Source organism: Nocardia sp. NRRL WC-3656, assembly GCF_000720265.1.
GTDB classification, from domain to species: Bacteria; Actinomycetota; Actinomycetes; order Mycobacteriales; family Mycobacteriaceae; genus Nocardia; species Nocardia nova.
Genome location: NZ_JOJF01000010.1, coordinates 88,613 through 112,770 on the forward strand (window position 1 = coordinate 88,613; position 24,158 = coordinate 112,770).

At 68.3% G+C, this 24,158-nt stretch carries 27 protein-coding genes; 17 read left to right on the forward strand and 10 right to left on the reverse strand.

The window, feature by feature from the left end:
- Positions 1–106: 106 nt before the first annotated feature.
- The 3 genes from IG65_RS0114980 (at position 107) to IG65_RS0114990 (ending at position 5,347) form a co-directional block, all read left to right on the forward strand.
- Entirely contained in the window at positions 107–2,893 is a 2,787-nt protein-coding gene (locus IG65_RS0114980; protein WP_030515527.1) for an ABC transporter substrate-binding protein, read from the forward strand.
- Positions 2,894–2,952: 59 nt separating this feature from the next.
- Positions 2,953–3,744 (forward strand): thioesterase family protein, encoded by a 792-nt coding sequence (locus IG65_RS0114985; protein ID WP_030515528.1) that lies wholly within the window; start codon positions 2,953–2,955, stop codon positions 3,742–3,744.
- Positions 3,745–3,841: 97 nt separating this feature from the next.
- Positions 3,842–5,347: an alpha/beta fold hydrolase gene (locus tag IG65_RS0114990; RefSeq protein WP_030515529.1), complete on the forward strand. Its 1,506-nt coding sequence runs from the start codon at positions 3,842–3,844 to the stop codon at positions 5,345–5,347.
- Positions 5,348–5,438: 91 nt separating this feature from the next.
- Here IG65_RS0114990 and IG65_RS0114995 read toward each other — a convergent pair whose 3' ends face one another.
- Entirely contained in the window at positions 5,439–6,200 is a 762-nt protein-coding gene (locus IG65_RS0114995) for a 3-hydroxyacyl-CoA dehydrogenase (protein WP_030515530.1), read from the reverse strand.
- Positions 6,201–6,391: 191 nt separating this feature from the next.
- Entirely contained in the window at positions 6,392–7,315 is a 924-nt protein-coding gene (locus IG65_RS0115000; RefSeq protein ID WP_156055630.1) for a hypothetical protein, read from the reverse strand.
- Between the two features lie 222 nt (positions 7,316–7,537).
- Between IG65_RS0115000 and IG65_RS0115005 the strand changes: the two genes are divergently transcribed.
- Positions 7,538–8,110, forward strand: coding sequence for a TetR/AcrR family transcriptional regulator (locus IG65_RS0115005; RefSeq protein WP_030515532.1), 573 nt, complete (start codon positions 7,538–7,540; stop codon positions 8,108–8,110).
- Between the two features lie 20 nt (positions 8,111–8,130).
- Here the strand turns inward: IG65_RS0115005 and mscL are convergent, their stop codons facing one another.
- Positions 8,131–8,592, reverse strand: coding sequence for a large conductance mechanosensitive channel protein MscL (mscL, locus tag IG65_RS0115010; RefSeq protein ID WP_051756068.1), 462 nt, complete (start codon positions 8,590–8,592; stop codon positions 8,131–8,133).
- A 145-nt stretch (positions 8,593–8,737) separates the two neighbouring features.
- Between mscL and IG65_RS0115015 the strand changes: the two genes are divergently transcribed.
- Positions 8,738–9,478: a helix-turn-helix domain-containing protein gene (locus IG65_RS0115015; RefSeq protein WP_051756175.1), complete on the forward strand. Its 741-nt coding sequence runs from the start codon at positions 8,738–8,740 to the stop codon at positions 9,476–9,478.
- On the opposite strand, the gene IG65_RS0115020 is transcribed toward IG65_RS0115015, so the two are convergent.
- A complete protein-coding gene (locus tag IG65_RS0115020; protein ID WP_081879515.1) occupies positions 9,460–9,852 on the reverse strand; it encodes a VOC family protein in 393 nt (130 codons plus the stop codon). The genes IG65_RS0115015 and IG65_RS0115020 overlap by 19 nt on opposite strands.
- A gap of 220 nt (positions 9,853–10,072) precedes the next feature.
- Here IG65_RS0115020 and IG65_RS0115025 point away from each other — a divergent pair, with 220 nt between their 5' ends.
- On the forward strand, positions 10,073–11,080 hold the full coding sequence (locus IG65_RS0115025; protein ID WP_030515536.1) for an AraC family transcriptional regulator ligand-binding domain-containing protein: 1,008 nt from the start codon (positions 10,073–10,075) through the stop codon (positions 11,078–11,080).
- Between the two features lie 127 nt (positions 11,081–11,207).
- Here the strand turns inward: IG65_RS0115025 and IG65_RS0115030 are convergent, their stop codons facing one another.
- The 3 genes from IG65_RS0115030 to IG65_RS0115040 all read right to left on the reverse strand — a co-directional run bounded on the left by IG65_RS0115030 (position 11,208) and on the right by IG65_RS0115040 (position 15,026).
- Complete coding sequence (locus IG65_RS0115030; protein WP_030515537.1) at positions 11,208–11,399, reverse strand: hypothetical protein; 192 nt, start codon at positions 11,397–11,399, stop codon at positions 11,208–11,210.
- Between the two features lie 262 nt (positions 11,400–11,661).
- Positions 11,662–13,365: an AMP-binding protein gene (locus IG65_RS0115035; RefSeq protein WP_030515538.1), complete on the reverse strand. Its 1,704-nt coding sequence runs from the start codon at positions 13,363–13,365 to the stop codon at positions 11,662–11,664.
- Entirely contained in the window at positions 13,365–15,026 is a 1,662-nt protein-coding gene (locus IG65_RS0115040; protein ID WP_030515539.1) for an AMP-binding protein, read from the reverse strand. The genes IG65_RS0115035 and IG65_RS0115040 overlap by 1 nt, the downstream gene beginning before the upstream one ends.
- A gap of 70 nt (positions 15,027–15,096) precedes the next feature.
- On the opposite strand from IG65_RS0115040, the gene IG65_RS0115045 reads away from it, so the two are divergent.
- Positions 15,097–15,975: a LuxR C-terminal-related transcriptional regulator gene (locus IG65_RS0115045; protein ID WP_030515540.1), complete on the forward strand. Its 879-nt coding sequence runs from the start codon at positions 15,097–15,099 to the stop codon at positions 15,973–15,975.
- A 112-nt stretch (positions 15,976–16,087) separates the two neighbouring features.
- Here IG65_RS0115045 and IG65_RS0115055 read toward each other — a convergent pair whose 3' ends face one another.
- On the reverse strand, positions 16,088–16,627 hold the full coding sequence (locus IG65_RS0115055) for a YceI family protein (protein WP_030515541.1): 540 nt from the start codon (positions 16,625–16,627) through the stop codon (positions 16,088–16,090).
- Between the two features lie 102 nt (positions 16,628–16,729).
- Between IG65_RS0115055 and IG65_RS0115060 the strand changes: the two genes are divergently transcribed.
- The 10 genes from IG65_RS0115060 (at position 16,730) to IG65_RS0115105 (ending at position 21,986) form a co-directional block, all read left to right on the forward strand.
- Positions 16,730–17,551 carry a helix-turn-helix domain-containing protein gene (locus IG65_RS0115060; protein ID WP_030515542.1) on the forward strand — a complete coding sequence of 274 codons (822 nt, stop codon included), beginning with the start codon at positions 16,730–16,732 and terminating at the stop codon, positions 17,549–17,551.
- A gap of 160 nt (positions 17,552–17,711) precedes the next feature.
- The gene (locus IG65_RS0115065) at positions 17,712–18,278 is read left to right on the forward strand and encodes an RNA polymerase sigma factor (RefSeq protein ID WP_030515543.1); all 567 of its coding nucleotides are present in this window, start codon (positions 17,712–17,714) and stop codon (positions 18,276–18,278) included.
- Positions 18,269–18,853, forward strand: a complete 585-nt coding sequence (locus IG65_RS0115070) for an anti-sigma factor (RefSeq protein ID WP_030515544.1) — start codon at positions 18,269–18,271, stop codon at positions 18,851–18,853. The genes IG65_RS0115065 and IG65_RS0115070 overlap by 10 nt, the downstream gene beginning before the upstream one ends.
- Positions 18,850–19,230 (forward strand): Asp23/Gls24 family envelope stress response protein, encoded by a 381-nt coding sequence (locus tag IG65_RS0115075; protein ID WP_030515545.1) that lies wholly within the window; start codon positions 18,850–18,852, stop codon positions 19,228–19,230. The genes IG65_RS0115070 and IG65_RS0115075 overlap by 4 nt, the downstream gene beginning before the upstream one ends.
- The gene (locus IG65_RS0115080; RefSeq protein WP_051756071.1) at positions 19,227–19,547 is read left to right on the forward strand and encodes a hypothetical protein; all 321 of its coding nucleotides are present in this window, start codon (positions 19,227–19,229) and stop codon (positions 19,545–19,547) included. Before IG65_RS0115075 ends, IG65_RS0115080 begins: the two co-directional genes overlap by 4 nt.
- A gap of 97 nt (positions 19,548–19,644) precedes the next feature.
- Positions 19,645–20,160, forward strand: coding sequence for an Asp23/Gls24 family envelope stress response protein (locus IG65_RS0115085; RefSeq protein ID WP_030515547.1), 516 nt, complete (start codon positions 19,645–19,647; stop codon positions 20,158–20,160).
- Position 20,161: 1 nt separating this feature from the next.
- On the forward strand, positions 20,162–20,350 hold the full coding sequence (locus IG65_RS0115090) for a hypothetical protein (RefSeq protein ID WP_030515548.1): 189 nt from the start codon (positions 20,162–20,164) through the stop codon (positions 20,348–20,350).
- Positions 20,347–20,697, forward strand: a complete 351-nt coding sequence (locus tag IG65_RS0115095; RefSeq protein WP_030515549.1) for a hypothetical protein — start codon at positions 20,347–20,349, stop codon at positions 20,695–20,697. The genes IG65_RS0115090 and IG65_RS0115095 overlap by 4 nt, the downstream gene beginning before the upstream one ends.
- Positions 20,694–21,266, forward strand: coding sequence for a DUF6286 domain-containing protein (locus IG65_RS0115100; protein WP_051756075.1), 573 nt, complete (start codon positions 20,694–20,696; stop codon positions 21,264–21,266). Before IG65_RS0115095 ends, IG65_RS0115100 begins: the two co-directional genes overlap by 4 nt.
- A gap of 138 nt (positions 21,267–21,404) precedes the next feature.
- The gene (locus IG65_RS0115105; protein ID WP_030515551.1) at positions 21,405–21,986 is read left to right on the forward strand and encodes a hypothetical protein; all 582 of its coding nucleotides are present in this window, start codon (positions 21,405–21,407) and stop codon (positions 21,984–21,986) included.
- 7 nt (positions 21,987–21,993) lie between these two features.
- Here IG65_RS0115105 and IG65_RS0115110 read toward each other — a convergent pair whose 3' ends face one another.
- Both IG65_RS0115110 and IG65_RS0115115 read right to left on the reverse strand, forming a co-directional pair.
- On the reverse strand, positions 21,994–23,292 hold the full coding sequence (locus tag IG65_RS0115110) for a D-arabinono-1,4-lactone oxidase (protein ID WP_030515552.1): 1,299 nt from the start codon (positions 23,290–23,292) through the stop codon (positions 21,994–21,996).
- Positions 23,293–23,442: 150 nt separating this feature from the next.
- Positions 23,443–24,117 carry a TetR/AcrR family transcriptional regulator gene (locus IG65_RS0115115; protein ID WP_030515553.1) on the reverse strand — a complete coding sequence of 225 codons (675 nt, stop codon included), beginning with the start codon at positions 24,115–24,117 and terminating at the stop codon, positions 23,443–23,445.
- Between the last annotated feature and the right edge of the window lie 41 nt (positions 24,118–24,158).

Below are 24,158 nucleotides of genomic sequence, written 5' to 3' on the forward strand. Positions count from 1 at the left end.
CGGCATCGGCGCGTCCGGCGAGGCCTGCCGATGTGGGCGTAGTTGAGTACAGTCCCGGGTACTCGAAAGGCGACGGGGAGCGCAGACGCGGCGGAGGGGGCGACGCATGCCGGATGTACGAGGCGACGTTCGCAGGATCCAGAATCTGCTGCGCCGGGTGACGGTGCCCGACGAGCGACCGCGGGTGCTGCCGGTGTTGTTCCGCTACCGCAAGACCAGGCGAACGCCGCCGCCGATCGTCTGCCTGATCAGCAGCGCCGCACCGCTTTCCGCGGATGGCCTGCTGCGGCGCTGCGGTGACTGGCTGGCCTCCCGGGGCAGCCGCCGCGCGGTTCCGCGTGCGGTGGTGCAGATTCCGAAACTCGAGCCGTCCACTGCGGATCACCCACCGGACGGCCCCGACGAGCTGGATCCGCGTTTCCTCGCCCTGCTGCAGGAGCTCTACAAGTGCTTCTCCAGTGACAATACGGCCATGGGGCCCATACCCTTTCCGCGTTACCGCACTGCCGATTGGCTGATGCGGCAACGGCTCGAGGGGGCCGCGACCGAGGCGTCGGCGCAATTGCGCGAGCGGTTGCCGGAACTGCTGCGCCGTGGGCCGGCCGCCGAGCATTCGACCACGGCACTCGGCGCCATCGGAGGGACCGTATCCCGGGTGCTGACGGTGGTGCTGTCGATGTGGCCGATCGTGCGGTTGTGGCTGTTCGTGAGTTCGCATGTGCCGGGGTTGTCGCCGGTGAGCTATTGGTTCATGCACCAGCGCTATCTGACGCCACGGCTGTCGAACAGTTTCGTCGGATTCGGGGTGCGTCTCGCCGAGCCGATGCGCCGCCGGGAGAACAACGAGCAGATCGCGAAGTTGCTGGTCAACGCCTTTCTGGAAGATCTGCGCGTCGCTTATCGCCGGAGGCTGTGGCGTCCGTCGAGCTGGCGTCGCACCGCATATCCGGTGGCGCTGCTCGATGGCGTCGAACCGGGGGACAGTGCTACCGGCCTGATGCGCTACGTCAACGAGATCCGCAACGAGACCGGGCTTTTCGATCCGCTCGCGCTGATCTCGCGCATCGAGGATTCCGTCGAGCACCCGCACCTGCACTTCGAATCCCTGGACTCTCGTGATGATCCGCTGAGCTCCTGGCAGGCCGATATCGACGGGCGCCGTCGCCGTCGCCGCACGGACAGCTGGTATCTCAGCCTGCCCCTACCGGATTCGCTGTCCGGCACGCTCGAACCGTTCGAGCACGCCGAACTGGCGCAGCCGCCGGCGCCGCCGTGGGCGGCGCGACGGTCGGTGGTCACCGTGATCGCCCTGCTTCCCGTTGCCGCCCTGGTAGCCGCGACGGTCACGGCCGTCCAGCCTCGCATCGCCGTCGGATGCACCGCGTGGCCGTGGCACGCGGGTGTCGATGTCGTGGTCCGCGGAACCGAATGCATCGGGCTGAGTGCCGGTGCCGCACAGGTTTTCGCCGACGACGAGGAACTCGCCGAGATGGAGCGCGAGGTGTTCCGCCAGAACACCGTGGCCGCGCGGTTGCGCCACGACAATCCCCGCCGTCCGCTCGTCACCCTGATCTACTTCGCCGGGATGACCTACACCGACCGCAACGTGCGCTACCCGCACGCCCAGGCCGAGGAACTGGCGGGCCTGGCGGTTCAGCAGCGGCGGGCGAACAAGCAGAACGGCGAGTCCGAACCGCTGCTGCGCATCGTGATCGCGAACGGCGGATCGACCATGCGATACGCGACCTGGGTGGTCGAGCACCAGATCAGCCGGCTGGTGCGATCGGATCCGACCGTGGTCGGTGTGATCGGACTCGACCGGAGCACGGCCGAAACCCGCAGAGCCATCGCGCGTTTGGGGGAGCTGGGCGTTCCCACGATGGCGACCACCCTGTCGGCCGACGGGCTCGACGCCGTGTCGCCCACCTACTTCCAACCCGTTCCCGACAACCACGCTCAGGCCGAGCTCGTCGCGGAGTACGCCGCGGGTGCGAGGAATGCGGACGGCACCCGCCGCTACGACAAGGTGACGGTCTACGCACCGGCGGATCGCGACGACATCTACGTGCGGACTCTGGCCGACGACCTGAAAGCGGTACTGTCGCAGCGACATCTGCTCGGCGACGTCTACACGTGGTCCGAACAGCAGCAGATCTACGGTCTGCCGCTGCCGTGCGCACCGGCGGACCCCGACGCGCCGCGGACGCTGTTGTTCTTCGCCGGCCGCAATCCGGATTTCGGGCCGTTCGTCAACGTGGCCGCTCAGCACTGCGGTGACGCCCCTCCGCCGATCCTGGCCAACGACACCGCGACCCGCGCGGTCTCGGACAAGCTGGTGCAGAATGCCGCGCCGATCGGATTTCCGGTCCGATACGTCGCCAAGGGTGTACCGGCGCTGCTGGCGGGCAGCAATTGCGTGCGCGACGGCGCGCCGGACCGCATGGAGCACGCGGGCCTGAGCCTGCGCAGCCTGTGCGCGGAGCTGACGCAGTTGCGGCGCGACCTGCCGCATTTTCACGAGAGCTGGCCCGGCGACCGCACCGGAATCACCTTCGACGTCGCCGAACTGTTCCTCCGGGCCGTGCAGCGTAATCGGTCTCGGCCGGAGCGGTCGGCGGCGGACGGCACGATCGACCGCGCGGCCGTCGGCCTGGAACTGCGGCGTCCCGATCTCGACGCCGACACGATCACCGGCAAGCTGCGTTTCGACGGCCCGGGCGGAATCGCGACCGGCGCTTCGATCGGCGTGCTCGTCACCTCGGATCTGAACGATCCCGACCTGCCACCGAAATGCCTGGTGATGTATCCGATCGCACCCGAGCGCGGCGCGCCCACCGGCTGTCCCGCCGGCACCGAGAGCGACGGCGAGAAGTGGGAGCAACCCACGGGCTGAGGCACCGCGCAGATCAGGGCGAGCAGGGCGGTGCCGGGCCGGTGCGGTAATAAGGATCCATGGAGGCCTTCTATCGACCCGATCCCTCGGATCCCGCGCTGTTCCACTCCACCGAGCTGACCAGGGGTCCGTGGTCGCCGGACGCGCAGCATGCGGGGCCGCCGTCGGCGCTGCTCGGGCATGTGATCGAGCGCTGTGAGCCGCGGCCCGGTTTCCGGGTCGGGCGGGTGGCGGTCGAGATTCTCGGGCCGGTCCCGATCGCGCCGCTGCGGGCCGAGGCGCGGGTGGTGCGGCCGGGGCGCAGCGTGGAGTTGATCGAGGCCACCGTCGCCACCGACCGTGGACCGGTGTTGAAGGCGAACGCGTGGCGGCTGCGGGTGGCCGATCCGGAGGTCGAGGTGCCGCCGGATGCGGTCGCGGCCGGCGCGTATCCCGGGCCGGACACCGTGGCACAGAGTGGGGAGTTCCCCAGCAATCAGCCCGTCGGATTCCACACCGGAATCGACTACCGCTTCGTCGCCGGCTCCTTCCAGCAGCCGGGTCCGGCGGTGTGCTGGATCAAGCTGCGCTATCCGATCGTCGCCGGAACCACTCCCAGTCCCCTGGAGCGGACTCTCGCGGCGGCCGATTCCGGTAACGGCGTGAGCGCGGTAATGGATTGGGAGCGTTACCTTTTCATCAATACCGACCTGACCGTCACACTGCATCGGGAACCGGTGGGGGAGTGGGTCTGCCTGGATGCCGTGACCTATCCGGAACGCAGTGGCATCGGGATGGCCGAATCCCGGCTCTACGACGAGAAGGGTCCGGTCGGCCGCAGCACCCAGACTCTGCTGATCGGCGACCGGTAGACGGGCGCCGGATTCTTCCCGCCACGGGCGACCCCGAATCCCTCGGCTACCGTGGCGACGTGGACGAGTGTGGCGCTCGCAGGGCCGGAACCTGTTGATGTCGAGGGTGTTTCGCTGGACAGCGGCCGTGCTGGCGGTGGCGGCCGTGCTCGTCACCTCCGGTGCGGCAATTCCGTCGCCCGTCACGGGCATGGACCGCTTCTACCGCCAGCAGGCCAACTGGAAGCCGTGTGGTCTCGACACCTTGGACGCGGTCGGCGGTTCCTGCGCGGCTGTGCGGGTCCCGCTGGACTACGCCGACCCTGACGGCCGCACCCTGAACATCGCGATATCCCGGGTGCCGGCGACCGATCCGGACCGCAGGCGTGGCGTCCTGCTGGCCGATCCAGGCGGGCCCGGGGCCTCGGGGCTGGACACGATCGATCTGCTGGGAGACGTTCTGGCGCCGGAGGTTCGGGCGCACTACGACCTGATCGGCATGGACCCACGCGGTGTCGGGCGGTCCGACGGCGGCCGGAGCTGCGGCTGGCCGATCGGTGAGATGATTCGTTCCGCCGGGGTCGGGCTGGACGGATTCCTGGCCGACACCGCCCGCGCCGCGCGTCTGGCGATGGCTTGTCTGGCAGGCGATTCCGCCGCGCTGCGGCAGGTGACGACCCGCAACACGGCTCGCGATATGGAGGTGATCCGGCGCGTCCTCGGGGAACCGGCGCTGAGCTATTACGGCGTCTCCTACGGCACCTATCTGGGTGCGGTGTTCGCGCAGATGTTTCCGCGGTCGGTCGATCGCATGGTGCTCGACAGTGCGATCGATCCGGACCGGTACTGGACCGGAATGGTGCGTGACTGGGGCGCCGCCGACGAGGCGGCACTCGACGACTGGGCCGGATGGGCCGCCCGGCACGACCCGGACTATCACTTGGGCGCGACGGCGGCGCAGGTCCGCGACACCGTCGAGCAGCTGGTGAACGACCTCGCTCGCCGGCCGGTGACGGTGAACGGCTTCGCCGTCGACGATCATTGGCTGCCATTCCTCCTGCACAACCTGCTGGGCAACTTCCGGCTGAACGGGAAGGCCGCCGACACCGTCGCCGAGTTGCGGGCCGCGGTGAGCGGGACGCCCGTCACCGACCACACACCCTGGCTGGCGGATACGCTGGATACCCTTCGGCACTACGAGGATTCGGCACTGGCGTTCGTCGCCTGCGGTGACGATGCCGCGCCCGGCGATCCGGCGCGATACTGGTCGGAGATCGAGGAACGTCGCGCCACACAGCCGATATTCGGCGCACTGGCGGCGAACATTCAACCCTGCGCCTTCTGGCCCCCGCCCGTGGAAAGCGCTACCACAGTGCGGAATTCGGTTCCGGCACTGATCGTGCAGGCGACCGGTGACCCGCGCACGCCGTACGATCACGCCCTCGCCCTGCATCGTGATCTGAGCTCGTCCCGCCTCGTCACACTGGCGAACGTGCGGATTCACATGACCTTTCGTCCCGGCCTCAGTCGCTGCGTCGGCGCGGCCATCAACGAGTACTTCGCCGACGGGGTATTGCCGGCGGCCGATGTGGTGTGCGCGCCCGACACCGAAGCGGAGCCGTAACGCCCTGGCCTGAGGGCCACCTCGCCCGAGTGGTCGCCCGGACGCGGAAAGGCCCGGCTTCCGCGGAAGCCGGGCCTTTCGCTACGTGAAATCAGCGCGGCGCCATGCGGATTGCGCCGTCGAGCCGGATGGTCTCACCGTTGAGCATCGGGTTCTCCACGATGTGGCGGGCCAGGGCCGCGTATTCGGTGGGGTCGCCGAGGCGGGCGGGGTGGGGGACCTGCGCGCCGAGGGCCTTGATGGCCTCCTCGGGCAGGGTGGCGAACAGCGGGGTGTGGAACAGGCCCGGCGCGATGGTGACCACGCGGATGTTCACACTCGCCAGGTCGCGGGCGATCGGCAGGGTCATGCCGACGATGCCGCCCTTGGAGGCGGAATAGGCGGCCTGGCCGATCTGGCCGTCGAAGGCCGCGACCGAGGCGGTGTTGATGATGACACCGCGCTCCTCGCCCTCGAGCTCGGCGGCGGCGATGCGCTCGGCGGCCAGCCGGATCACGTTGAACGTGCCGATCAGGTTCACGTTGATGATCTTGGTGAAGTCGGCCAGCGGGAACGCGCCCTTCTTGCTGACCGTCTTGATCGCATTACCGATACCGGCGCAGTTCACCGCGATCCGCAGGGTGCCCAGCTGCGCGGCGGCGTCGAGCGCGGCGCTCACCTGCTCCTCGTTGGTGACGTCGGTCGCGGCGAAGACCACACCGTCGCCCAGCTCCTTGGCGATCGCCTCACCGTTGGACGACGGCAGGTCGATGATCACCACCTTGGCGCCCTGGCCGTGCAGTTCCTTCACCGTGGCCAGGCCCAGACCCGACGCGCCACCGGTGACCACGGCGACCGCATTCTCGAGCTTCATACGAGGTCCTTTCTGATCGGTATCGGCGTCAGACTAGTCGCCGCACCACCCACAAGTAAATAGCGGTTCGCCTCCGCGCTCGCTGGGGAGCTGGAGGTGATCCGCAGTTGGTTCTCTGGTTATACCAGCTCACGGCAATCTCACCGGGTTGTTCCGGTTGGTCGCGCAACCTGGATGTTCTGCCGAGTTCGCTATCTATCGCTGGCCGGGCAAATACTAGAACATGTTACAGTTTCGGTGGAAGCGGCGGCAACCGCCGTGGTCGGGGCCAGGGTCTCCCGCAGTGCGGAGACGGCTGCGGTGACGGCCGCGCCGCCGGTGGTCCACTCGGTTCCGGCGGGCTGGGTGGTGAGTACGACGACCACGAATCGGCCGGGCTGGGCAGGATCGGCGGACACCAGACCGGTCGTATTCAGCGTCGTGGAGTCGTCCAGCGTCATCCAGCCCTGTTTGATCGCCCAGTCCGTCCCGGTGAGGGCGTCGGGGATGCCGAAGTATTGATCGGTTCCGTCGGCGGCGGTGGCACTCGCCTGATGCAGGGCGGTGAGGATCAGATCGCGCGCCGGCTGCGGGATCTCGGAACCGATGTAGCGGTAGATCCGCACCACATCCGCCGGCGTGGTGAGTGTTTCGCCCCACTGGGCCGGATCGTCCGGCGGCTCGGTGGCGCCGAGACCGATGTCCGCCGCGACACGGGAGACGATGTCGGGGCCACCGCCGGTGTCCCAGAGCGCGTCGGCGATATCGTCGTCGCTGGCCGACAACATCTGCGACAGCAGGGCGGCGGTATCCGAATCAGGCTGCCAGTTCACGCTTTTCAGCTCGTCGAGGGCGATCAGCAGTTTCACCACCGACGCGGTGTAGAACTGCTGATCGGTGTTCAGTCCTGCGAGCGTGGTCCCGCTGGTGGTGTCGACCACGTCGATACCCACCCGACTGCCGGGTTCGGCGGCGAGGATCGCATTCTGCATCGGCTGCGCCAGCGTGTTCGGCGAAATCGGCTGGGCCGCAGCGGTGGTCGCACCGGCCGCCGCGGGTGCAACGGCGCCGACCGTGGCCGTCACCACGCCGACGGCGGCGGAACCGGGATGTGCCGCGGCGGTTCCGGTCGCCATATGAACCACCGCGATCCCCGAAATCGCGAGTACGACAGCGAATGCCGCGACAGCCAGTGCGCACCGGCGCGGACGACCGGACAGAATGCTCATATCTTCCAGAAACCGCGCGCAGCTGTGTGCAGCTCGAGGGCCGGTTGGTAGAACGCTGTCGGTTCACCGTGCGGTCGCTTTCGGGCGTGTTGGTGGACTCGGGCCCGTTCCCTGCGCCACGATCGTCGGGTGACCAAGAGCTCCTACCACCACGGAGATCTGCGAGCCACGCTGCTGACGGCGGCGGCCGAGCAGATCGCTGCCGACGGTGTCGACGCGGTGTCGCTGCGAGCGCTGGCGCAGCGCGCCGGCGTCTCCCACGCCGCGCCCGCGCACCATTTCGGCAATCGGCAGGGCCTGCTCACCGCACTCGCGATCCGCGGATTCGAGCTGCTGGCCGAGGAATTGCGCGGCTTTCGTGACGATTTCCGGGAGATGGCGGTCGCCTACATCCGCTTCGCGCGGCGCCACCCCGGACATTTCGACGTCATGTTCCGCCACGACCTGCTGCGCGTCGACGATCCTGAGCTGATCGCGGCCCGCACCGTATCCGGCGAGGAATTGCGTTTCGGGGTGGCCCAATTGGGTGTCGCGGAATCAGCGCGACCGGCGACCGAGCTGGCCGCCTGGTCGCTCGTGCACGGCTTCGCGTCGCTGTGGCGCGAGGGCGCGCTCACCGATTCCGACCTCGGCGGCGCCGATCCCGAACAGCTGGCCCGGCAGATGGTCGCCACCGTCGACTTCGTCGGTGCGAAAAAGTAACGACTACAGGGTGTTTCGGCTCAGCGCTCGTGGACCAGCTCGGCGACCCGTCGCTGAGCTTCGGTCGCGTCGGTGTCCACGACGGCATCGGTGGTGGCGGTTTCGCTCCGGCCCGCGAGCAGATCGCGGATTTCGATCAGCAATTCGGTTTGGGTCGGGACGGCCTTCTTCTTGCGGCTGAACCGTTTCTGCAAGGTGTTCATCGGAAGAATGAGCACGAAATACAACACCGTCGCCACCATGAGGAAATTGATTCCCGCACTGACGATCGGGCCGACGGCGATGAATGTGGCCGGTTTTCCGGCGACCAGTTGCACGCCCAATCCGAGCTGCCCGTTGGTTCCCACGACCGCCAGCAGCGGCTCGACGATTCCCTTCGTCACCGAGGTGACGATCGAGGTGAAGGCCGTACCCATCACCACCGCGGTCGCCAATTCGATGACGTTGCCGCGCATCAGGAAGTCTTTGAACCCTTTGAGCATCTCAGCCTCACGATCGATCCGAACACATCAACGCTGTCTCGGACCGGCAGTCTAACGGCGAGCAGCGAACCAGCAGCAACTCGATGTGGGCTCGATCACGTGTTCGGATCCGAATCCGTCGGTGCCGGGCGATACCCTTTCCTGCGTGGCCGAGAATTCGCCGGAGCTTTATCGAGAACGCCGTTCGCGGGCGTCCTCGGGTGCGATCGTGTGGCAGCGGCAGGTGACGGGGGAGTCGGCCACGGTGTTGCCGGACGGCTGTATGGATCTGCTGTGGCTCGGTGGCCGGTTACTGGTGGCCGGGCCGGATACCCGCGCCTACCACAGCGGTGCCGCCGCGCAGACCGTGTACGGGATTCGCTTCGCACCGGGTACCGCTCCGGCCCTGCTCGGCGTTCGTGCGCCGGAGCTGCTGGATCGCCGGGCCGAACTGGACGAGGTGTGGTCGTCGCGGCGGGCCCGCGCCATGGCCGACGTGGTCGCGGGGGCGCCGGATCCCCTGCGCGGACTCGAGGAGGTGACCCGCCGCTGTGCGGCGGTGACCGCCCCGCCCGACCCGGTGGTGGCGCAGATCGTGCGCCGGCTGGACGCGGGGGAGACGGTCGCGGCCACGGCCGACGCGCTGGGCCTGGGCGCGCGGCGAGTGCATCGGCTCTCGGTCGCGGCCTTCGGATACGGGCCGAAGATGCTGGCCCGCGTGCTGCGGATGCGCCGGGCTCTGGATCTGAGCCGCACCGGCATCGGTTTCGCCGAGACCGCGGCGCTGGCCGGATATGCGGATCAGGCCCATATGAGCCGGGAGATCCGGGCCCTGACCGGGCGATCTCCCGGCCGTATCCGAGGGGCCGCCGCGCGCGCCGAGGAGTATCAGCTCAGCGGCGCGTAGAGGTCGACGCCGTTGCCGTCGGGATCGTGCACGGTGGCGTAGCGCTGGCCCCACACGGCGTCGAAGGGCTTTGCCTCTCCGTGGTATCCGGCCGCGACCAGTTCGTCGAACAGCGCGTCGACCTCGGCCGCCGAACCGCATTCGACGGCCAGCCCGATCCGGCCCGCCGCGGCGTTCCACTGCCGCGCGACGCCGGCGTCCTGTGCGATGTTCTCCTCCGAGTCGAGCATCAGCCGGAATCCGCCGGGTAGCGGAGCTTCCACGTGCCCACCACCGACGACCTCGCCGAATTCGAGACCGAGTCGCCGGTAGAAGTCGAGTGCGGCCGTCAGGTCGGAGACGACCACGCCGATTGCGTTGAGTTGAGGTGCCATGGCGTCACCGTAGAGCGCCGCGGCCGGTGTCGTCTTGAACGAATCGGACGGCGTGGCTGGGTTTGTCACAATTCGGGATCGAAGGCCCGGTGACCAGGATCAATCTATTACCGCAACGTGCTGACCACCACAATCGGAGTGAATTTCGGTCGAAACGCTGGTCGGAGTGATTAGCGTTTCCCACAACGTGTTCGGGGACGCGAATCAGAGCAGGAGGGATATGGGTACCGACCAGACATTGCTGCATCGTTTCGTGATCTCGCAGATGACCGACGCCGGGATCGATCGTGACCGACTGCTGCGCGAATGCGAACTACCGGAATGGACACTGGCCGGCGAAGGCGTTCATGTGCCCGCGCGGGTCTTTTCCCGGTTATGGGAGATCGGTGAGAATTGGCTCGACGATCCCGATGTAGCGCTGCACGTCGCCAGCAGATATCAGCTGGCCGCCACGCGGCTCTACGACTATCTGTTCGCCAGCGCGCCGACCGTGGGCGCCGGACTGGCGACCTGTGGCCCGTACGTCACCGCGGTCACCACCAATCACCGCTTCGATCTGGTGGTGGAGAACGAAGCCGAGACCACGCTGTACCTGGACATGATCGAGGGTGACGGGCGCGGGCGCGAACTGGTGCAGCTGTGGGGACTGGTCGCCGTCCTGACCCGCGCCCGCCGCGTGGTGGCCGCGCCGTTCGACCCGGTCCGGGTATCTCTGCGACAGCCGGCTCCGCGTCGCCGGGAGACGTTCGCCGAGGTATTCGGTTCGGCGGTGGTGGAATTCGGTGCCCCGGTGGATTCGATGACCTTTCGGTCGGCCGATATGGATCTGCCGCTGACCACCGCCGATCCGGTGCTCGCGGAGGTGTTGCAACCGCTCGCCGCCGCGTTGCCGCCGCCACCGCCGCTGGCCTCGGCCTGGCCGGAGCGGGTATCGCGGGCGTTGGCCGATGCCTTCACCGACGGTGAGGTATCGCTCGAACAGGTGGCACGGCGGCTCGCCATCAGTCCACGCACCCTGCAGCGGCGGCTGTCCGAGGCCGGGACCACGTGGCGGCGCGAATTGGATCGAGCCCGCCTGGCGCGGGCCCAGGCCGCGGGCCCGCTGAGCCGGGAGCGGCAGGCGGCATTGCTCGGTTATGCGGACGCCGGCTCGATGCGGCGTGCGGCGCGGCGCTGGTCGATGGTGGCGCACACGCGCACTGCGGGATCGGCCGACTGCCAGGCCTGATTCACCGGATGCGGCCCCTGATCGCGGGGCGGGCGGGCCGCGGAGCGCTTCGCTCGATCACCGGCCTCGGCGTGCGTGGGAAGCGACCGACGCCGGGGTGGGTGATCGAGCGGCACCGCGGGCCGCGCTATGCCCGCAGATTGCTCGCCGCGATACTCCAGAACGTATGCCGGTCCAGCGCCTGGAAATCCCAGCTCTCGGCGATGGCGTGGGAAGTGGCGACGATGGCCGGTACGTCGAAGTCCTCACGGGTCGCCGTGCCCTTGGCCTCCAGTTCGGCGATCACGTACTGGGTGGCGGTTTCGAAGGTGTACAACACGGTGCTCTCCCATCGGTCGTAACTACACATCCGGAACGCGCTGCGCGTACTTTGTCAGTCTTGTCACGCTGTCACATTCGGGCCAGCGCCGAACGCGCCACATCCGGGCAAATGTGCCATTTTCACATTCTGACGGCCGCGAGGAATCTGCGTGAGAATTCTGTACCCGCAGGCGGTTTCGACCAAACTTTTCATCGAAAGTGTAGCGCCGCCGGCAAGAGTCCGGCGGCGAGCAACTCATCGGCAAAGCTGTGGCGAACCACTAACCGGTCGGTTGCGCGAGGACATCCTCGTAGCGGAATTCCTGGGCGATCCCGGTGCCGGCGGCATGGGCGGCCTCCTCGCGCTGCCGCAACTCGACGCGGCGGATCTTGCCCGAGATCGTCTTGGGCAGTTCGGTGAACTCGATCCGCCGCACCCGCAGATACGGTGCGAGGTGATCGCGCGCGTATTCCAGGATGGCCCTTGCGGTTTCGCGGTCCGGCTCCCAGCCCGCGGCCAGCGTGACATACGCCTTGGGTACGGCCAGGCGAGTGTCGTCGGGCTGCGGCACCACCGCGGCCTCCACGACCGCCGGATGCTCGATCAGCACACTCTCGAGTTCGAACGGGGACACCTTGTAATCGGAGGATTTGAACACGTCATCGGTGCGGCCGATATAGGTGATGTAGCCGTCGTCGTCGCGCGCCGCCACATCACCGGTGTGGTAGTAGCCGCCTTCCATCACCGCCGCATTGCGTTCCGGGTCCTGGAGGTAACCGTTCATCAGGTTGACCGGGTGGGCGCTCAGATCCAGGCAGATCTCGCCCTCCTCGGCGGGCGCGCCGGTGACGGGGTCGACCAGCACCACCGGCACCCCGGGCATGGGGCGGCCCATCGAACCGGCCTTGACCGGTTGCCCGGGGGTGTTGGCGATCTGCAGCGTCGTCTCGGTCTGCCCGAACCCGTCCCGGATGGTCAGTCCCCAGGCGTTTTCCACCTGTGCGATCACGTCGGGGTTGAGTGGTTCACCGGCGCCGAGGATTTCGCGCAGGCCGGCCGGGCGCTCGCCGAGGTCGGCCTGAATCAGCATGCGCCACACCGTCGGCGGCGCACAGAAGGTGTTGACCTCCGCGCGGCGGAGCTGACCGAGCAGCGCCTCGGCGTCGAACCGGCCGTAGTTGTAGACGAAGATCGTCGCCTCGGCGATCCAGGGCGCGAAGAAGCAGCTCCAGGCGTGTTTCGCCCAGCCCGGCGCGCTGATCGCGAGATGCACGTCGCCCGGTCGGACGCCGATCCAGTACATGGTGCTCAGATGTCCGACCGGATAGCTGGTCTGGTTGTGCTGCACCATCTTCGGCTTACTCGTGGTGCCGGAGGTGAAATAGACCAGCAGTTCGTCGCCCACCCGCGTCACGGCGGGGAAGGGGCCCGCCGATTCCACCTCGGCGGCCTCCGCGTAGTCGTGCCAGCCCTCGACCGGACCGCCGACCGCGATGCGCCGATAGTCGCCGGGGACCTCGTCGAATTTCGCGGTGTCGCGGGCGTTGGTGATGACGAAACGCACCGCGCCCCTGGTGATCCGGTCGATCAGATCGGCCGGCCCGAGCGCACCCGTGGTGGGCATGACCACCGCACCGAGTTTGGCGACGGCGAGCATGGACTCCCAGAGCTCGACCTGGTTGCCCAGCATCAGGATCACCCGATCACCCTGGCGCACACCGAGTTCGGCGAGCCAGGTCGCCACCCGATCCGAGCGCTGCGCCATCTCGTCGAAACTCACCCGCAGTTCGCTGCCGTCCTCCTCGACGATCCACAGCGCGGTGCGGTCGTTGCCGCGCGCGATGACGTCGAACCAGTCGACGGCCCAATTGAATTCGCCGGTCAGCCGGGGCCAGTGGAACGTCCGCACCGCGGTGTCGTAGTCGGTCGCCAGCTCGACCAGCCGGTCGCGCGCCTGGCGATACAACTCGGTGTTGGACGTCATCACTGCTCTCCTGTCTGTTGCTGATCCTGCTCCGGCACGCCGAACAGGCGGACCGAGGTCGCGCGGATATCGACCTTGCGCACCTTGCCGGTGACGGTCATCGGGAATTCCTCGACGACGTGGACGTGGCGCGGAATCTTGTAATAGGCCAGGCGACCGCCGCAGAACTGGGCCAGCGTCTGCGCGTCCAATGTGGCTGCGCCCTCGCGCATCCGGATCCAGGCCACCAATTCCTCGCCGTATTTCGGATCCGGGATCCCGACCACCTGGGCGTCCAGGATGTCGGGGTGGGTGTAGAGGAATTCCTCGATCTCGCGCGGATAGATGTTCTCACCGCCGCGAATCACCATGTCCTTGATCCGGCCGGTGATCGCGACGTAGCCGTCGTCGTCCATGGTGGCCAGATCCCCGGTGTGCATCCAGCGGGCGGCGTCGATCGCCTCGGCGGTCTTGTCCGGATCGTTCCAGTAGCCGAGCATCACCGAATATCCGCGCGTGCACAGCTCGCCCGGCTCACCTCGCGGAACGGTCAGTCCGGTGTCGGGATCGACGATCTTGATCTCGAGGTGCGGTCCCACCCGGCCGACCGTGGCGGTGCGCTGGGTGATGGTGTCGTCGCGGCGGGTCTGAGTGCTCACCGGTGAGGTCTCGGTCATGCCGTAGCAGATGGACACCTCCGCCATGCCCATCCGCTCGATCACCTGCTTCATCACCTCCACCGGGCACGGTGAGCCGGCCATGATGCCGGTGCGCAGCGAACTCAGGTCGAAGGATTCGAAGTCCGGATCGGCCAGTTCGGCGATGAACATCGTCGGCACCCCGTACAGCGAGGTGCAGCGTTCCTCGGCGACCGCGGTGAGCGTGGCCCGCGGCTCGAAGGAAGCCGCCGGAATCACCATGGCCGCACCGTGACTCGTCGCCGCCAGATTGCCCATCACCATGCCGAAGCAGTGGTAGAACGGCACCGGGATGCAGATCCGGTCGGCCTCGGTGTAGCCGCACAATTCGCCGACGAAATAGCCGTTGTTGAGAATGTTGTGGTGCGACAACGTCGCGCCCTTGGGGAAACCCGTTGTACCCGAGGTGTATTGGATGTTGATCGGATCGTCGGCGGCCAGTCGCGCTCCGGCCTCGTCCAGGCGCGCGGGATCGGCGACGCGGCCGGCGGCGACCAGCGCCTCCCATTCGGCGCTGTCGAACAGAACCACCTGCTCCAGGTCCGGGCATTCGGGCCGCACCCGGCCGATGATCTCGGCGTAGTTCGAGCTCTTGTGCTCTCGCGCCGAGATCAGCATCCGGATCCCGGCCTGGGTGATCACGTAGCGCACTTCCTCGCTGCGGTAGGCCGGATTGATGTTGACCAGGATCGCGCCGATCTTCGCGGTGGCGAACTGCACCAGCGTCCACTCGGCACGATTGGGCGACCAGATGCCGACCCGATCGCCCTTGCCGATCCCCGCCTCCAGCAGACCGAGTGCCACGGCATCGACCTGGGCGGCGAATTCGCGGTAATTCCAGCGCACTCCGGTCACCCGGTCGACCAGTGCGTCTCGATCACCGTGGATGGCCACCGTGCGATCGAGATTCGCCCCGATCGTCTCGCCCAGTAGCGGCGCATCCCATACCCCGTGCGTATAACTGACCGGCCGGACCCGGCCCATACTCGCGCTCACACATATAGGATTCACGTCACACTTTGCTCTCCACCACCCCCGGAAAGGGGTAGCGCCGATGGCCTCCGCCGATCTGCTCCGCCCGCGCGACGTCGATGCGTTGCGGGCCGAGTTGCGGCAGGTCTCGGCCCTGTCCGGGATGCCGGTGGTGTTCGGCGGCGAGGTCTGCGACGGCGCGCTGATTCTGAGCGAGTTCTTCGGCACACGCACCGCCGCGATGCGCGGACTGGTGGTATCCCCCACCTCCGGGGTGGGCGGTGCGGCCGTGGCCAGCCGGCGTCCGACGTCGGTCGCGGACTACCGGGCGGCGGCGACCATCACCCATCACTACGACGGTCCGGTATCGATGGAGGGACTGCGCGCGGTGGTCGGGGTACCGGTCGTGGTGGACGGGAGTTCCCGGGCCGTGCTCTACGTCGCCAGTCGCGAACCGGGGCCGATCGGCGATCGGATCGCCGAGCTGGTGTTGCGGTCGAGCCGGCGCCTGGCCGTGGAGCTGGCGGTGCGCGACGAGGTGGACCGGCGGCTGCGCCTGCAGGCGACGCGCGGGACCTCCGAGGTCACCACCGGGCTCGCGCCGGATGCCGTTGTCGCGGAACAGCTTCGGGATCTGCACGCCGAGGTGCGGGGGATCGCGCAGACGCTCACCGACGCCGAGGCGCGCAAGCGGTTGCGCGCGGTATCGGACACCCTGGTGCGGTTGATGGGCGGGCCCGAGGAGACCGTGGCCGCGGACTCCGCGCCCGCACTGTCTCCGCGCGAACTGGACGTGCTGTCGTATGTGGCCCTCGGTTGCACCAATGGTGAAGCGGCACAGCGTCTTTCGCTGCGCCCGGAAACGGTGAAGAGCTATCTGCGCAGTGCCATGACGAAACTCGGCGCGCACACCAGGCACGAGGCGGTGGTCCGCGCACGGCGGTGCGGGCTGCTGCCGTGATGCCGCGGGCGGTGATCCGGCCCCGGATGCGCGACTGCCGGCCCGGAAATCCGGACCGGCAGGTGCTGTGTTCCGCTCGCCGCGGCGGCGGTGTGACCGTGGTCGGTGTCGACTAGGCCTGCGGCTCGACCAGCTGGATGTCGAGCTCGATGGCGACCTTGTCGCTGAGCATGGCGGTGGGCAGAGCCGGCGCGACGTCGAATTCGCTGCGCTTGATGGTGCCGGTGGCGGTGAATCCGGCGTGGCGGCTGCCGTCCTGGAACTGCTGCAGGCCGCCCCACTCCACGTCGAGGGTGACGGGCTTGGTCACGCCACCGAGGGTCACCTCGCCGGTGACCTCGAACTCCTCGGCGACCCGCACCGGCTCGGCGGCCTTGAAGTGCAGGGTGGGGCGCTCGGTGACGTTGAGCAGCTCGGCGCTGCGGACGTGCTCGTCACGCTGGGAGTTGCCGGTGTCGAACGAGTCGAGGTAGATGGTGGCCTCGATGGTGGCCGCGCCGGAGGCGTCCACGACGAAGCTGGTCTCGAAGTTGTTGAAGCGGCCGCGGACCTTGGAGATGCCCAGGTGGCGGACGGTGAAGTTCACCGAGGAGTGGGCGGGGTCCAGGCCCCAGGAACCGGTAGCGAGAGTGGTCTGCTCGGAAGTGGTCATGTCCACCAGATTTGCGGACCATGGTCCGGTTAGCCACACCGCGGTTATCCTGGGACTGGCAGGGCGTGGATAACAAGGCCCGGACAGATACAGGATGGTGTGGTGGCACGATCGGAATTCGGCGAGTTTCTCATCGCGCGGCGGGCCCAGTTGCAGCCCGAAGATGTCGGTTTACCGGCCGGGCGCCGGCGGCGGACCCCCGGACTGCGGCGCGAGGAGGTCGCCGCGCTGGCCGGGGTGAGTGTCGATTATCTCGCCCGCCTCGAACAGGGTCGCGACACCAATCCGTCCATGGCGGTGCTGGGGGCGCTGGCGGAGGCGCTGCGGCTCAACGAGGTCGAACGCCACCATTTCGGCAATCTCGCCGTCGGCATGGAACACGCCCGCGAGTGCCCATCCTCGGGTCAGGCACGGGAACAGGTCACCGACACCGTGCAGGCCGTGCTGGATGCCATGCATCCCACGCCCGCCTTCGTGGCGGGCCGGTGGCTCGACATCCTCGCCTGGAATCCGGCATGGCGCGATTTCGCCGAACCGCTGGGACTGCTCGACGACGTCGCCGAACACAATCTGGCCACCTACTTCTTCGCGCATCCGGAGGCGCCGCAGCGGTGGCGGGACTGGCCGGTCGCCGCGGAGATGATGGTGTCGACGCTGCGCTCGGCGCGCACGCACTGGCCCGACGATCCCGGACTCGACGCGCTGGTCCAGGGATTGCACCGATTTCCGGAATTCTCCTGCCGCTGGCGGGAACACCGGGTCACCGAATTCCGGTCCGGTGCGCTGCATATCGAGCATCCGCAGCGCGGCGACGTCGAGGTCGAGATCCAAAGCCTCAGTCCGGCAATCGATCAGAGCGTGCAGGTGTGGCTGGTCGACCGGCGGGCCGTGCGCAGTCCGGCACTGCGGCTGGTGAACGAATAACTCGCGCTCGGAGGATTCTTGCGCGCCCGAGTCGGCTCAGCTGTCGATCGGGACACGGAATCCGCGGTCCGCGACTCGTGAGACGCCGATCACGCATAATCCAACGTGAGGATTCCTGCCGGCCGGTGTCTATCGATTCGAGCAGCGGAGGAGGTGCTGTGTGACCGAGGCGGCAGCGGCACCCGAGGCAGCGCTGGACGACGCCACCCTGACCGGGCGGGCACGTGACGGCGATGTCCGGGCTTACGAGCAACTGGTGCTGCGCTATCAGGGAGCGATGTTCCGGTTGGCGGCACGGATGCTGGCCGATCGGTCCGAGGCGGAGGACGTCATCCAGGAGGTTTTCCTGACCGCCTGGCGCCGCCTGGCTCAACTGCAGGACGACAGCGCCTTCTCGGGGTGGTTGTACCGGATGACCACCAATCGCTGCCTCAACGTCATCCGGTCCCGGCCGGACCGCACCGACGTGGATCCCGATTCCACCGAATCGCCACAGCGTGCGACCCAGCCCGAACACGCGGCACAGGTGCACAGCCAGATGGCCGCGCTCACCGCGGCGCTGCAGCGGCTGACACCCGAACAGCGCGCCTGCTGGCTGCTGCGGGAGGTGCACGGCCGCTCCTACGAGGAGATTGCCGAGGTCGTCGGCACCAACACCACCGCGGTTCGGGGGCGGATCGCCCGAGCCCGGGCGCAATTGGCGGAGGTGATGAAGCCGTGGCGCTGACGGAGTTGACCGAAAGCGACTACACGCTGCCCTGCGGGCGCAGCGTCGAACAGGTCTGGGACCGCCTCGACGCCGTGGAGGCGGGGCTGGCCGACGAACACGAATCGGACTGCCCGCACTGCGCGGCCGCGCGCGAGAGCCTGCTCACGCTGCGCGCCGCCACCCGTGAACTCGTCGACGAGCCCGACCCACCGCCGCCCGCGATGTTCGACCGGATCATGTCCGCGGTGCGGGCGGAGGTCCGGCGCGGCCGGATGGTGAGCCTGGCGACCCCCAATCCGGGCTCGGTCGAGGTCAGCGAGCAGGCGATCGCGGCGGTGCTGCGCTATGCCGCCGATACCGTGGCGGGCGTGCGCGCTCGCAGCTGCCGCATCGACGACCACGGACCCGATGCCGACGGCGGCCACGCGATCACGGTGGCGCTGTCGATCTCGGTCCGGCACGGCGACACCGCCGTGGAACGCGTCGTTCCGCAGGTTCGCGAACGGGTACGCGCGGCGGCCACGGCCCGCGCCGGTCTGGCGCTCGACCGGCTCGACATCACCGTGGTGGATGTCTACCAGGAGGAGTCGTGAGCGCGGGATTCGCGGAGAAAGCGGAATATATCGCCTCCGATGCGGTAATCGCTGCAGTAGCGGCTCGGGCCGCGACCTCGGTTCCCGGGGTGGCGCGGCTCGAGCCCGGTGTCCTCGGTCTGCTCGGCCACCTCGCCCGGACGGGGCGGCAGTGGTGGAGCAGCCAGGACATCGCACCCGGCGCGGGCGTGCGCGTCCGTCACAGCGGTGGCTGGCTGAAGGTGCAGGTCGACCTGTCGGTGACGGGCGGATGCCACGTCGGCGAGGTCGGGCAGGCGATACAGCAGGAGGTGGTCCGGATGGTCGCGCAGCAAACCGGGATGGTCGTCGACGCGGTGTCGGTGGCGATTCTGGACATTCAACCGGATGCGTCGTGACGGCCGTGAGCGAGGACGAACTGGCCGGCGAGATCGTCACCGCCATCGAATCGGTGGCGGGACTGCATCCGGCCGTCCCGCCGGGCGTCGCCCTCGCCGATTGGGTGCCGCGGCTGGGGCCGCGCTCGGCGGTGGACGTGAGCCCGGAGATCATCGAGATCCGGGTGACGGCCTCGGCGCTGCCGCTGCCACCGCTGCTGGACAAACTCGCGGCGGCCGTGGGTGAGCTGCTGGCCGCCACCCGGTGGGCCGGTGCGCGGCTGCGCATCGTGGTCACCGATTTGGACGCGGACGTCTTCGACACCGCGGTTACCTAGATCATCGGTCTCGCCCGTGACATTTCGCCGTCGGCGGGGTCGTATCAGTGCAGGTTCGTATCCGCTGTACCGCAAGGGAACTGAACTGGAGGTAATCATGACCAGCACGACAGCCGGTAAGGGCGCGGAGAACGCCAGGGCCGATACGGGTAAGGACACCGGCGCCGGTCCTAGCCAAGGCGGAGCGGCTGCCAAAGCCCCCGCCCGGACCAGCAGCGCGCTGGTCAGCGAACAGGGCACCACCAGCATCGCCGATGTCGTCGTCCAGAAGATCGCCGGATTGGCGACCCGCGAGGTGCGCGGGGTGCACGACCTCGGCGGTGGCGCGGCACGCGCGTTCGGTGCCTTCCGCGATCGCATCCCCGGTGCGTCGGCCAGTGTGGGACAAGGGGTTTCGGTCGAGGTCGGCGAGACACAGGCGGCGGTGGATCTGGAGATCGTCGTCGAATACGGCGTCTCCATCGCCGAACTGGCGCGCGCGGTGCGCCGCAATGTCATCACCGCGATCGAGCAGATGACCGGTCTCGAGGTGGTCGAGGTGAACATCAACGTCAACGACGTCTTCATCGAAGAGGACGAAGATCAGCCGCCGGTCCGCGAACGGGTGCAGTGATATGAACGCCACCACGATCTGCCTGATCTTCGGTCTGTCCCTCGGATTCGCCGCGGCGTTCGGCGGATTCGGGGCCTTCGCGGTGGTGCTGATCTTCGGCGCGCTGGGACTGGTGATCGGCCGCTGGCTCGACGGCCATGTCGACCTGTCCGGTCTGATCCGCTCGGCGCAGGATCGGGGCCGGAAATGAGCGCCGCCGCGGAGACGGCGGCGGCACCGCTGCTCTCCGCGGCCGAGTTCCGGGGGCGCACCACCGTGTCCGAGCGCGCGGTGCGGCGCTTGGCGGCCCGGGCAGCGCGTGAGGTCGACGGTGTCGCCGCCGGCCCCGAGGTGTCCGCACGCGTGACGGCCGATACCGCCGTGCTGCGGGTACGACTGCCGGTCGATTATCCGATGCCGGTCGCGGTGGTCACCGAGGCGTGCCGCGAGCACCTGATGCAGCGCACCCACGAACTGTCCGGACTGGTGGTTCCGCGGGTGGACATCGAGGTCTCCGAACTGGTCAACACGATCGAACACGCCGGGGGCCTGCGATGAACCGCAGGCCCCGGCGCATCACCCCGGCCGTGCTGGTCGCGGTGGCGTTGCTGGTGATCGCGGTCCTCGTGGCGGTGTCGCTGATCCAAAACCTCGGCAACACGAAGGAGTTGGTGTCCTACCACAGCATCGCGGTGCACCTGCACGACACGACCTGGCACAGCTACTGGGTCCTCGGTGTCGGCATCGGGCTGGCGCTGCTCGGTGCGGTGCTGGTGCTCGCGGCGTTGCTGCCCGGGCGCCGCGTGGTGGAGGCGCTGGACGCCGAGGAGGGGATGGACGCGGGCATCACCCGGCGCAGTCTCGACGGCGCCCTCAACGATGCGGCGAGTTCGGTCGCGGGACTCGAAGCGGCACGAGTCCGCCGGAGCCACAAGAACATTCGAGTCACCGGCCGCGCCGTCCACCCGGACCACGCCGATCTGGAGCAGACGGTCAACGCGACGGTCGGCGACCGGCTCGCCCGCATCGGCCCCAAATCCGTCCCGCCGGTCAGCACCCGTCTGCGCGCGGCCCAGCAGCCGGGGCGGGTGGACAAGCGAGTGCATGTCCGCAAGGAGGTGTTGTGAGCGACAATCGCGCAGCGGCTCGGGACACCGACCGGGTGCGGGTGTCCCGCAAGTCACAGGAGGTGTTGTGAGCGACAATCGCGCAGCGGCTCGCGACACCGACCGGGTGCGGGTGTCCCGCAGATTACGGGAGGTGTTGTGAGTTCGAGTTCGGCCAATCGTCCGGCGCGGCTCAATCGGGCGTTGCTCGCGCTCATCGGGCTGGCGCTGATCCTCGCCGGCGTCTATGCCATCCTCGCGTACGCGGGCGTGCTGCACTGGGTCGATCGGGATGCGCCGCTGGTGCCCGGGACCGCCGAGCCGTCGCAGTGGGTGTTCGTGGCGGTGGTGGCGGGCGCGGTGGTCGTGGGCCTGGCGGCGTTGCGGTGGCTGGCGGCGCAGTTCGCCCGGCTGCCGGCGCGGATGCGCTGGCATATCGGCACGGTCGGCAATACCGGTGAGACGCTGATGGATTCGAATGTCGCGGCCGCCCCGGTGGCGACCGATATCGAGTCCTACCCGGAGGTGCGGTCGGCGCAGGCCAGGCTGTCGGGGCCGGGCCGCGCACCGCACCTGCACCTGGTGGTCACGGCGGAACCCGATGCGGATCTGACCGCGCTGCGCCGGCGCATTCTCTCCGAGGCGGTGAGCCGGCTGCAGCAGGCGCTGGAGGTGGATACCGTACCGGTGTCGCTGGAGTTGCGGCTCGCCGATCGCGGCCGCACCGCACGGGCGAGATAGCGGCCGTTCAGTCGAGGGGCCCGAGAACCCGCTCGACATAGGCGTTGGCGAAGCGCCCCTTCGGGTCCAGCCGCCGTCGCACGTCCTGGAACCGATCCCAGTCCGGATAGCGCCCGCGCAGTGTTTCCGCGGTCTGGAAGTGTCGCTTACCCCAGTGCGGACGGCCGTGGTAGCGATCGAAAATCGCTTCGCAGGCACGGAAATACGGTTCGTAGTCCATACCTCGGTACTGGTGTACGGCGATGTAGCACGTGTCGCGGCCCCCCGCGGGGGACAGGAACGCGTCGTCGGGAGCCACGAACCGCACCTCGGTCGGCATCGGCGAATCGAATTGCTGCCCAACGGCTTTGATCTCGCGAATGGCGTCGACGGCATATTCGCGCGGGATGGCGTATTCCATCTCGGTGAAGCGAAACAGCCTGGGGGAGGCGAAGACTCGGTAGGAGCGGTCGATCTGGCGGCGGTAGCTTCCGGCGTAGGCGGCGCCCCGGTGGATCCACGGAATCAGATTCGGCTGCCGGCGCGCGAGTCGGCACAGCGCATCGAAGGTGTGGTTGGACATCAGGATGTCGGCGAACCAGTCCACGGCCTTGGCGCGCGGTTGTTCGGCCAGTGGGACGCGGTTGTTGCGCTTGGTCATCGCCAGCGGGCTGTGCGCGAACATGTAGAACTCGAAATGCTCGTTGCCGTCGACGAATTCGTCGAGTTCGGTCAGCACCTCCTCGACCGGGACGGGCCGCTCGATGCCCTCCAGGACGAACGACGGCACCAGTTGCAGCGTCACCGCGGTCACCACACCGAGGGCGCCGAGATTCACTCGTGCCGCGCGCCAGCCGTCGGGGTCGCCGCGCTCGTCGAGTTCGACCACACTGCCGTCGGCGAGCATCAGTTCCACCGAGTGGAGTGCGGCGGAGATGTTCTGCAGCGCCGCGCCGGTGCCGTGGGTCGCGGTCGCGGTCGCCCCGGCGATCGACTGCACATCGATGTCGCCGAGGTTGGGGAAGGCGAGACCGAGCGGGTGCAGGGCGGTGCTCAGCGCGTTCAGGGTCGCGCCCGCCTCCACCCGGACCAGGCCGGTGGTGCGGTCGACCTGCAGAATCCGGTTCAGTCCCGAAAGCTGCAGCAGAGTGCCGTCGGTGAGCACGGTGTCGGTGAACGAATGCCCGGCTCCGGCCACGCGCACGGTATGGCCCGCGCGCTCGGCCCGGGTCAGCAGTTCGGCGACGTCGTCGCGTGTGCGCGGAGCGGCGTACGTGGCCGGCGCGCACCGTTGATCGCCGGCCCAGTTCACCCACGAATTGGTCATGCGTCCAACTTTAGAACATGGCCGAACTGTGCGCCAGCCCTCGTTCGAGCGCGAACGTGTCCGATCACACGGCCACGAGTGCGCCGGGAGTACTTACGTTGCGGACGGTTCGCTCGGTAACGTTGGCGGGTGCACGGTGCCGGTCAGGAATTACTTTCTGCGGCAGGCGAATACGGCTTCCTTCGCGTTGTCGACGTCGTCGTCGTTCAGGGGTGGAACCGTCAGGGGCTGCCGCGGAATGCAGTCGCCGCGCACACCGTCCAGGACGATGCTCATGTAACGCCGCCACACGTCGGGGTTCACCGGCTTGGCGAAGCTGGCGATCGCCTCGACCATGTTGATCATCGCGAAGAAGTCCGAGGCGGCGATCCCGGGTCGCAGCACGCCCTCGGCGACGGCCTTGTCGAACAGGCGGGTGACCATCGGCTTGATTCGCTCGCGGACCGAGACGAAGCGCTCCATGGCGTCGGGCAGCTCCAGCATCACCTCGCCGAAGCCGCGGTTGCTGGCCATGTGTTCGCAGCTCCACTCGAACAGCCGGGTCAGCCCGTGCCAGGTGTCGGGATCGGCGTAGGCGGCCTCGGTCGCCTCGGCCATATCGTTGACGGTCTGGTCGAAGACCTCGCCGATCAGCTCCTGCTTGTTCGCGAACCGCCGGTACACCGTCCCCACGCCGACACCGGCGGCTTCGGCCACATCGTCGAGGGTCACCTCCAGGCCGCGATCGGCGAACAGCTCTCTGGCCGCTCTGAGGATGCGCGCGTGGTTGCGGGCGGCATCGGCGCGCAGGCGCCGGGGAGCGGGAGCGGCCGTGGCGTGATTCACACCCCGATATTACCAAGTTCGGGGATTAACCGGAGGCGCTC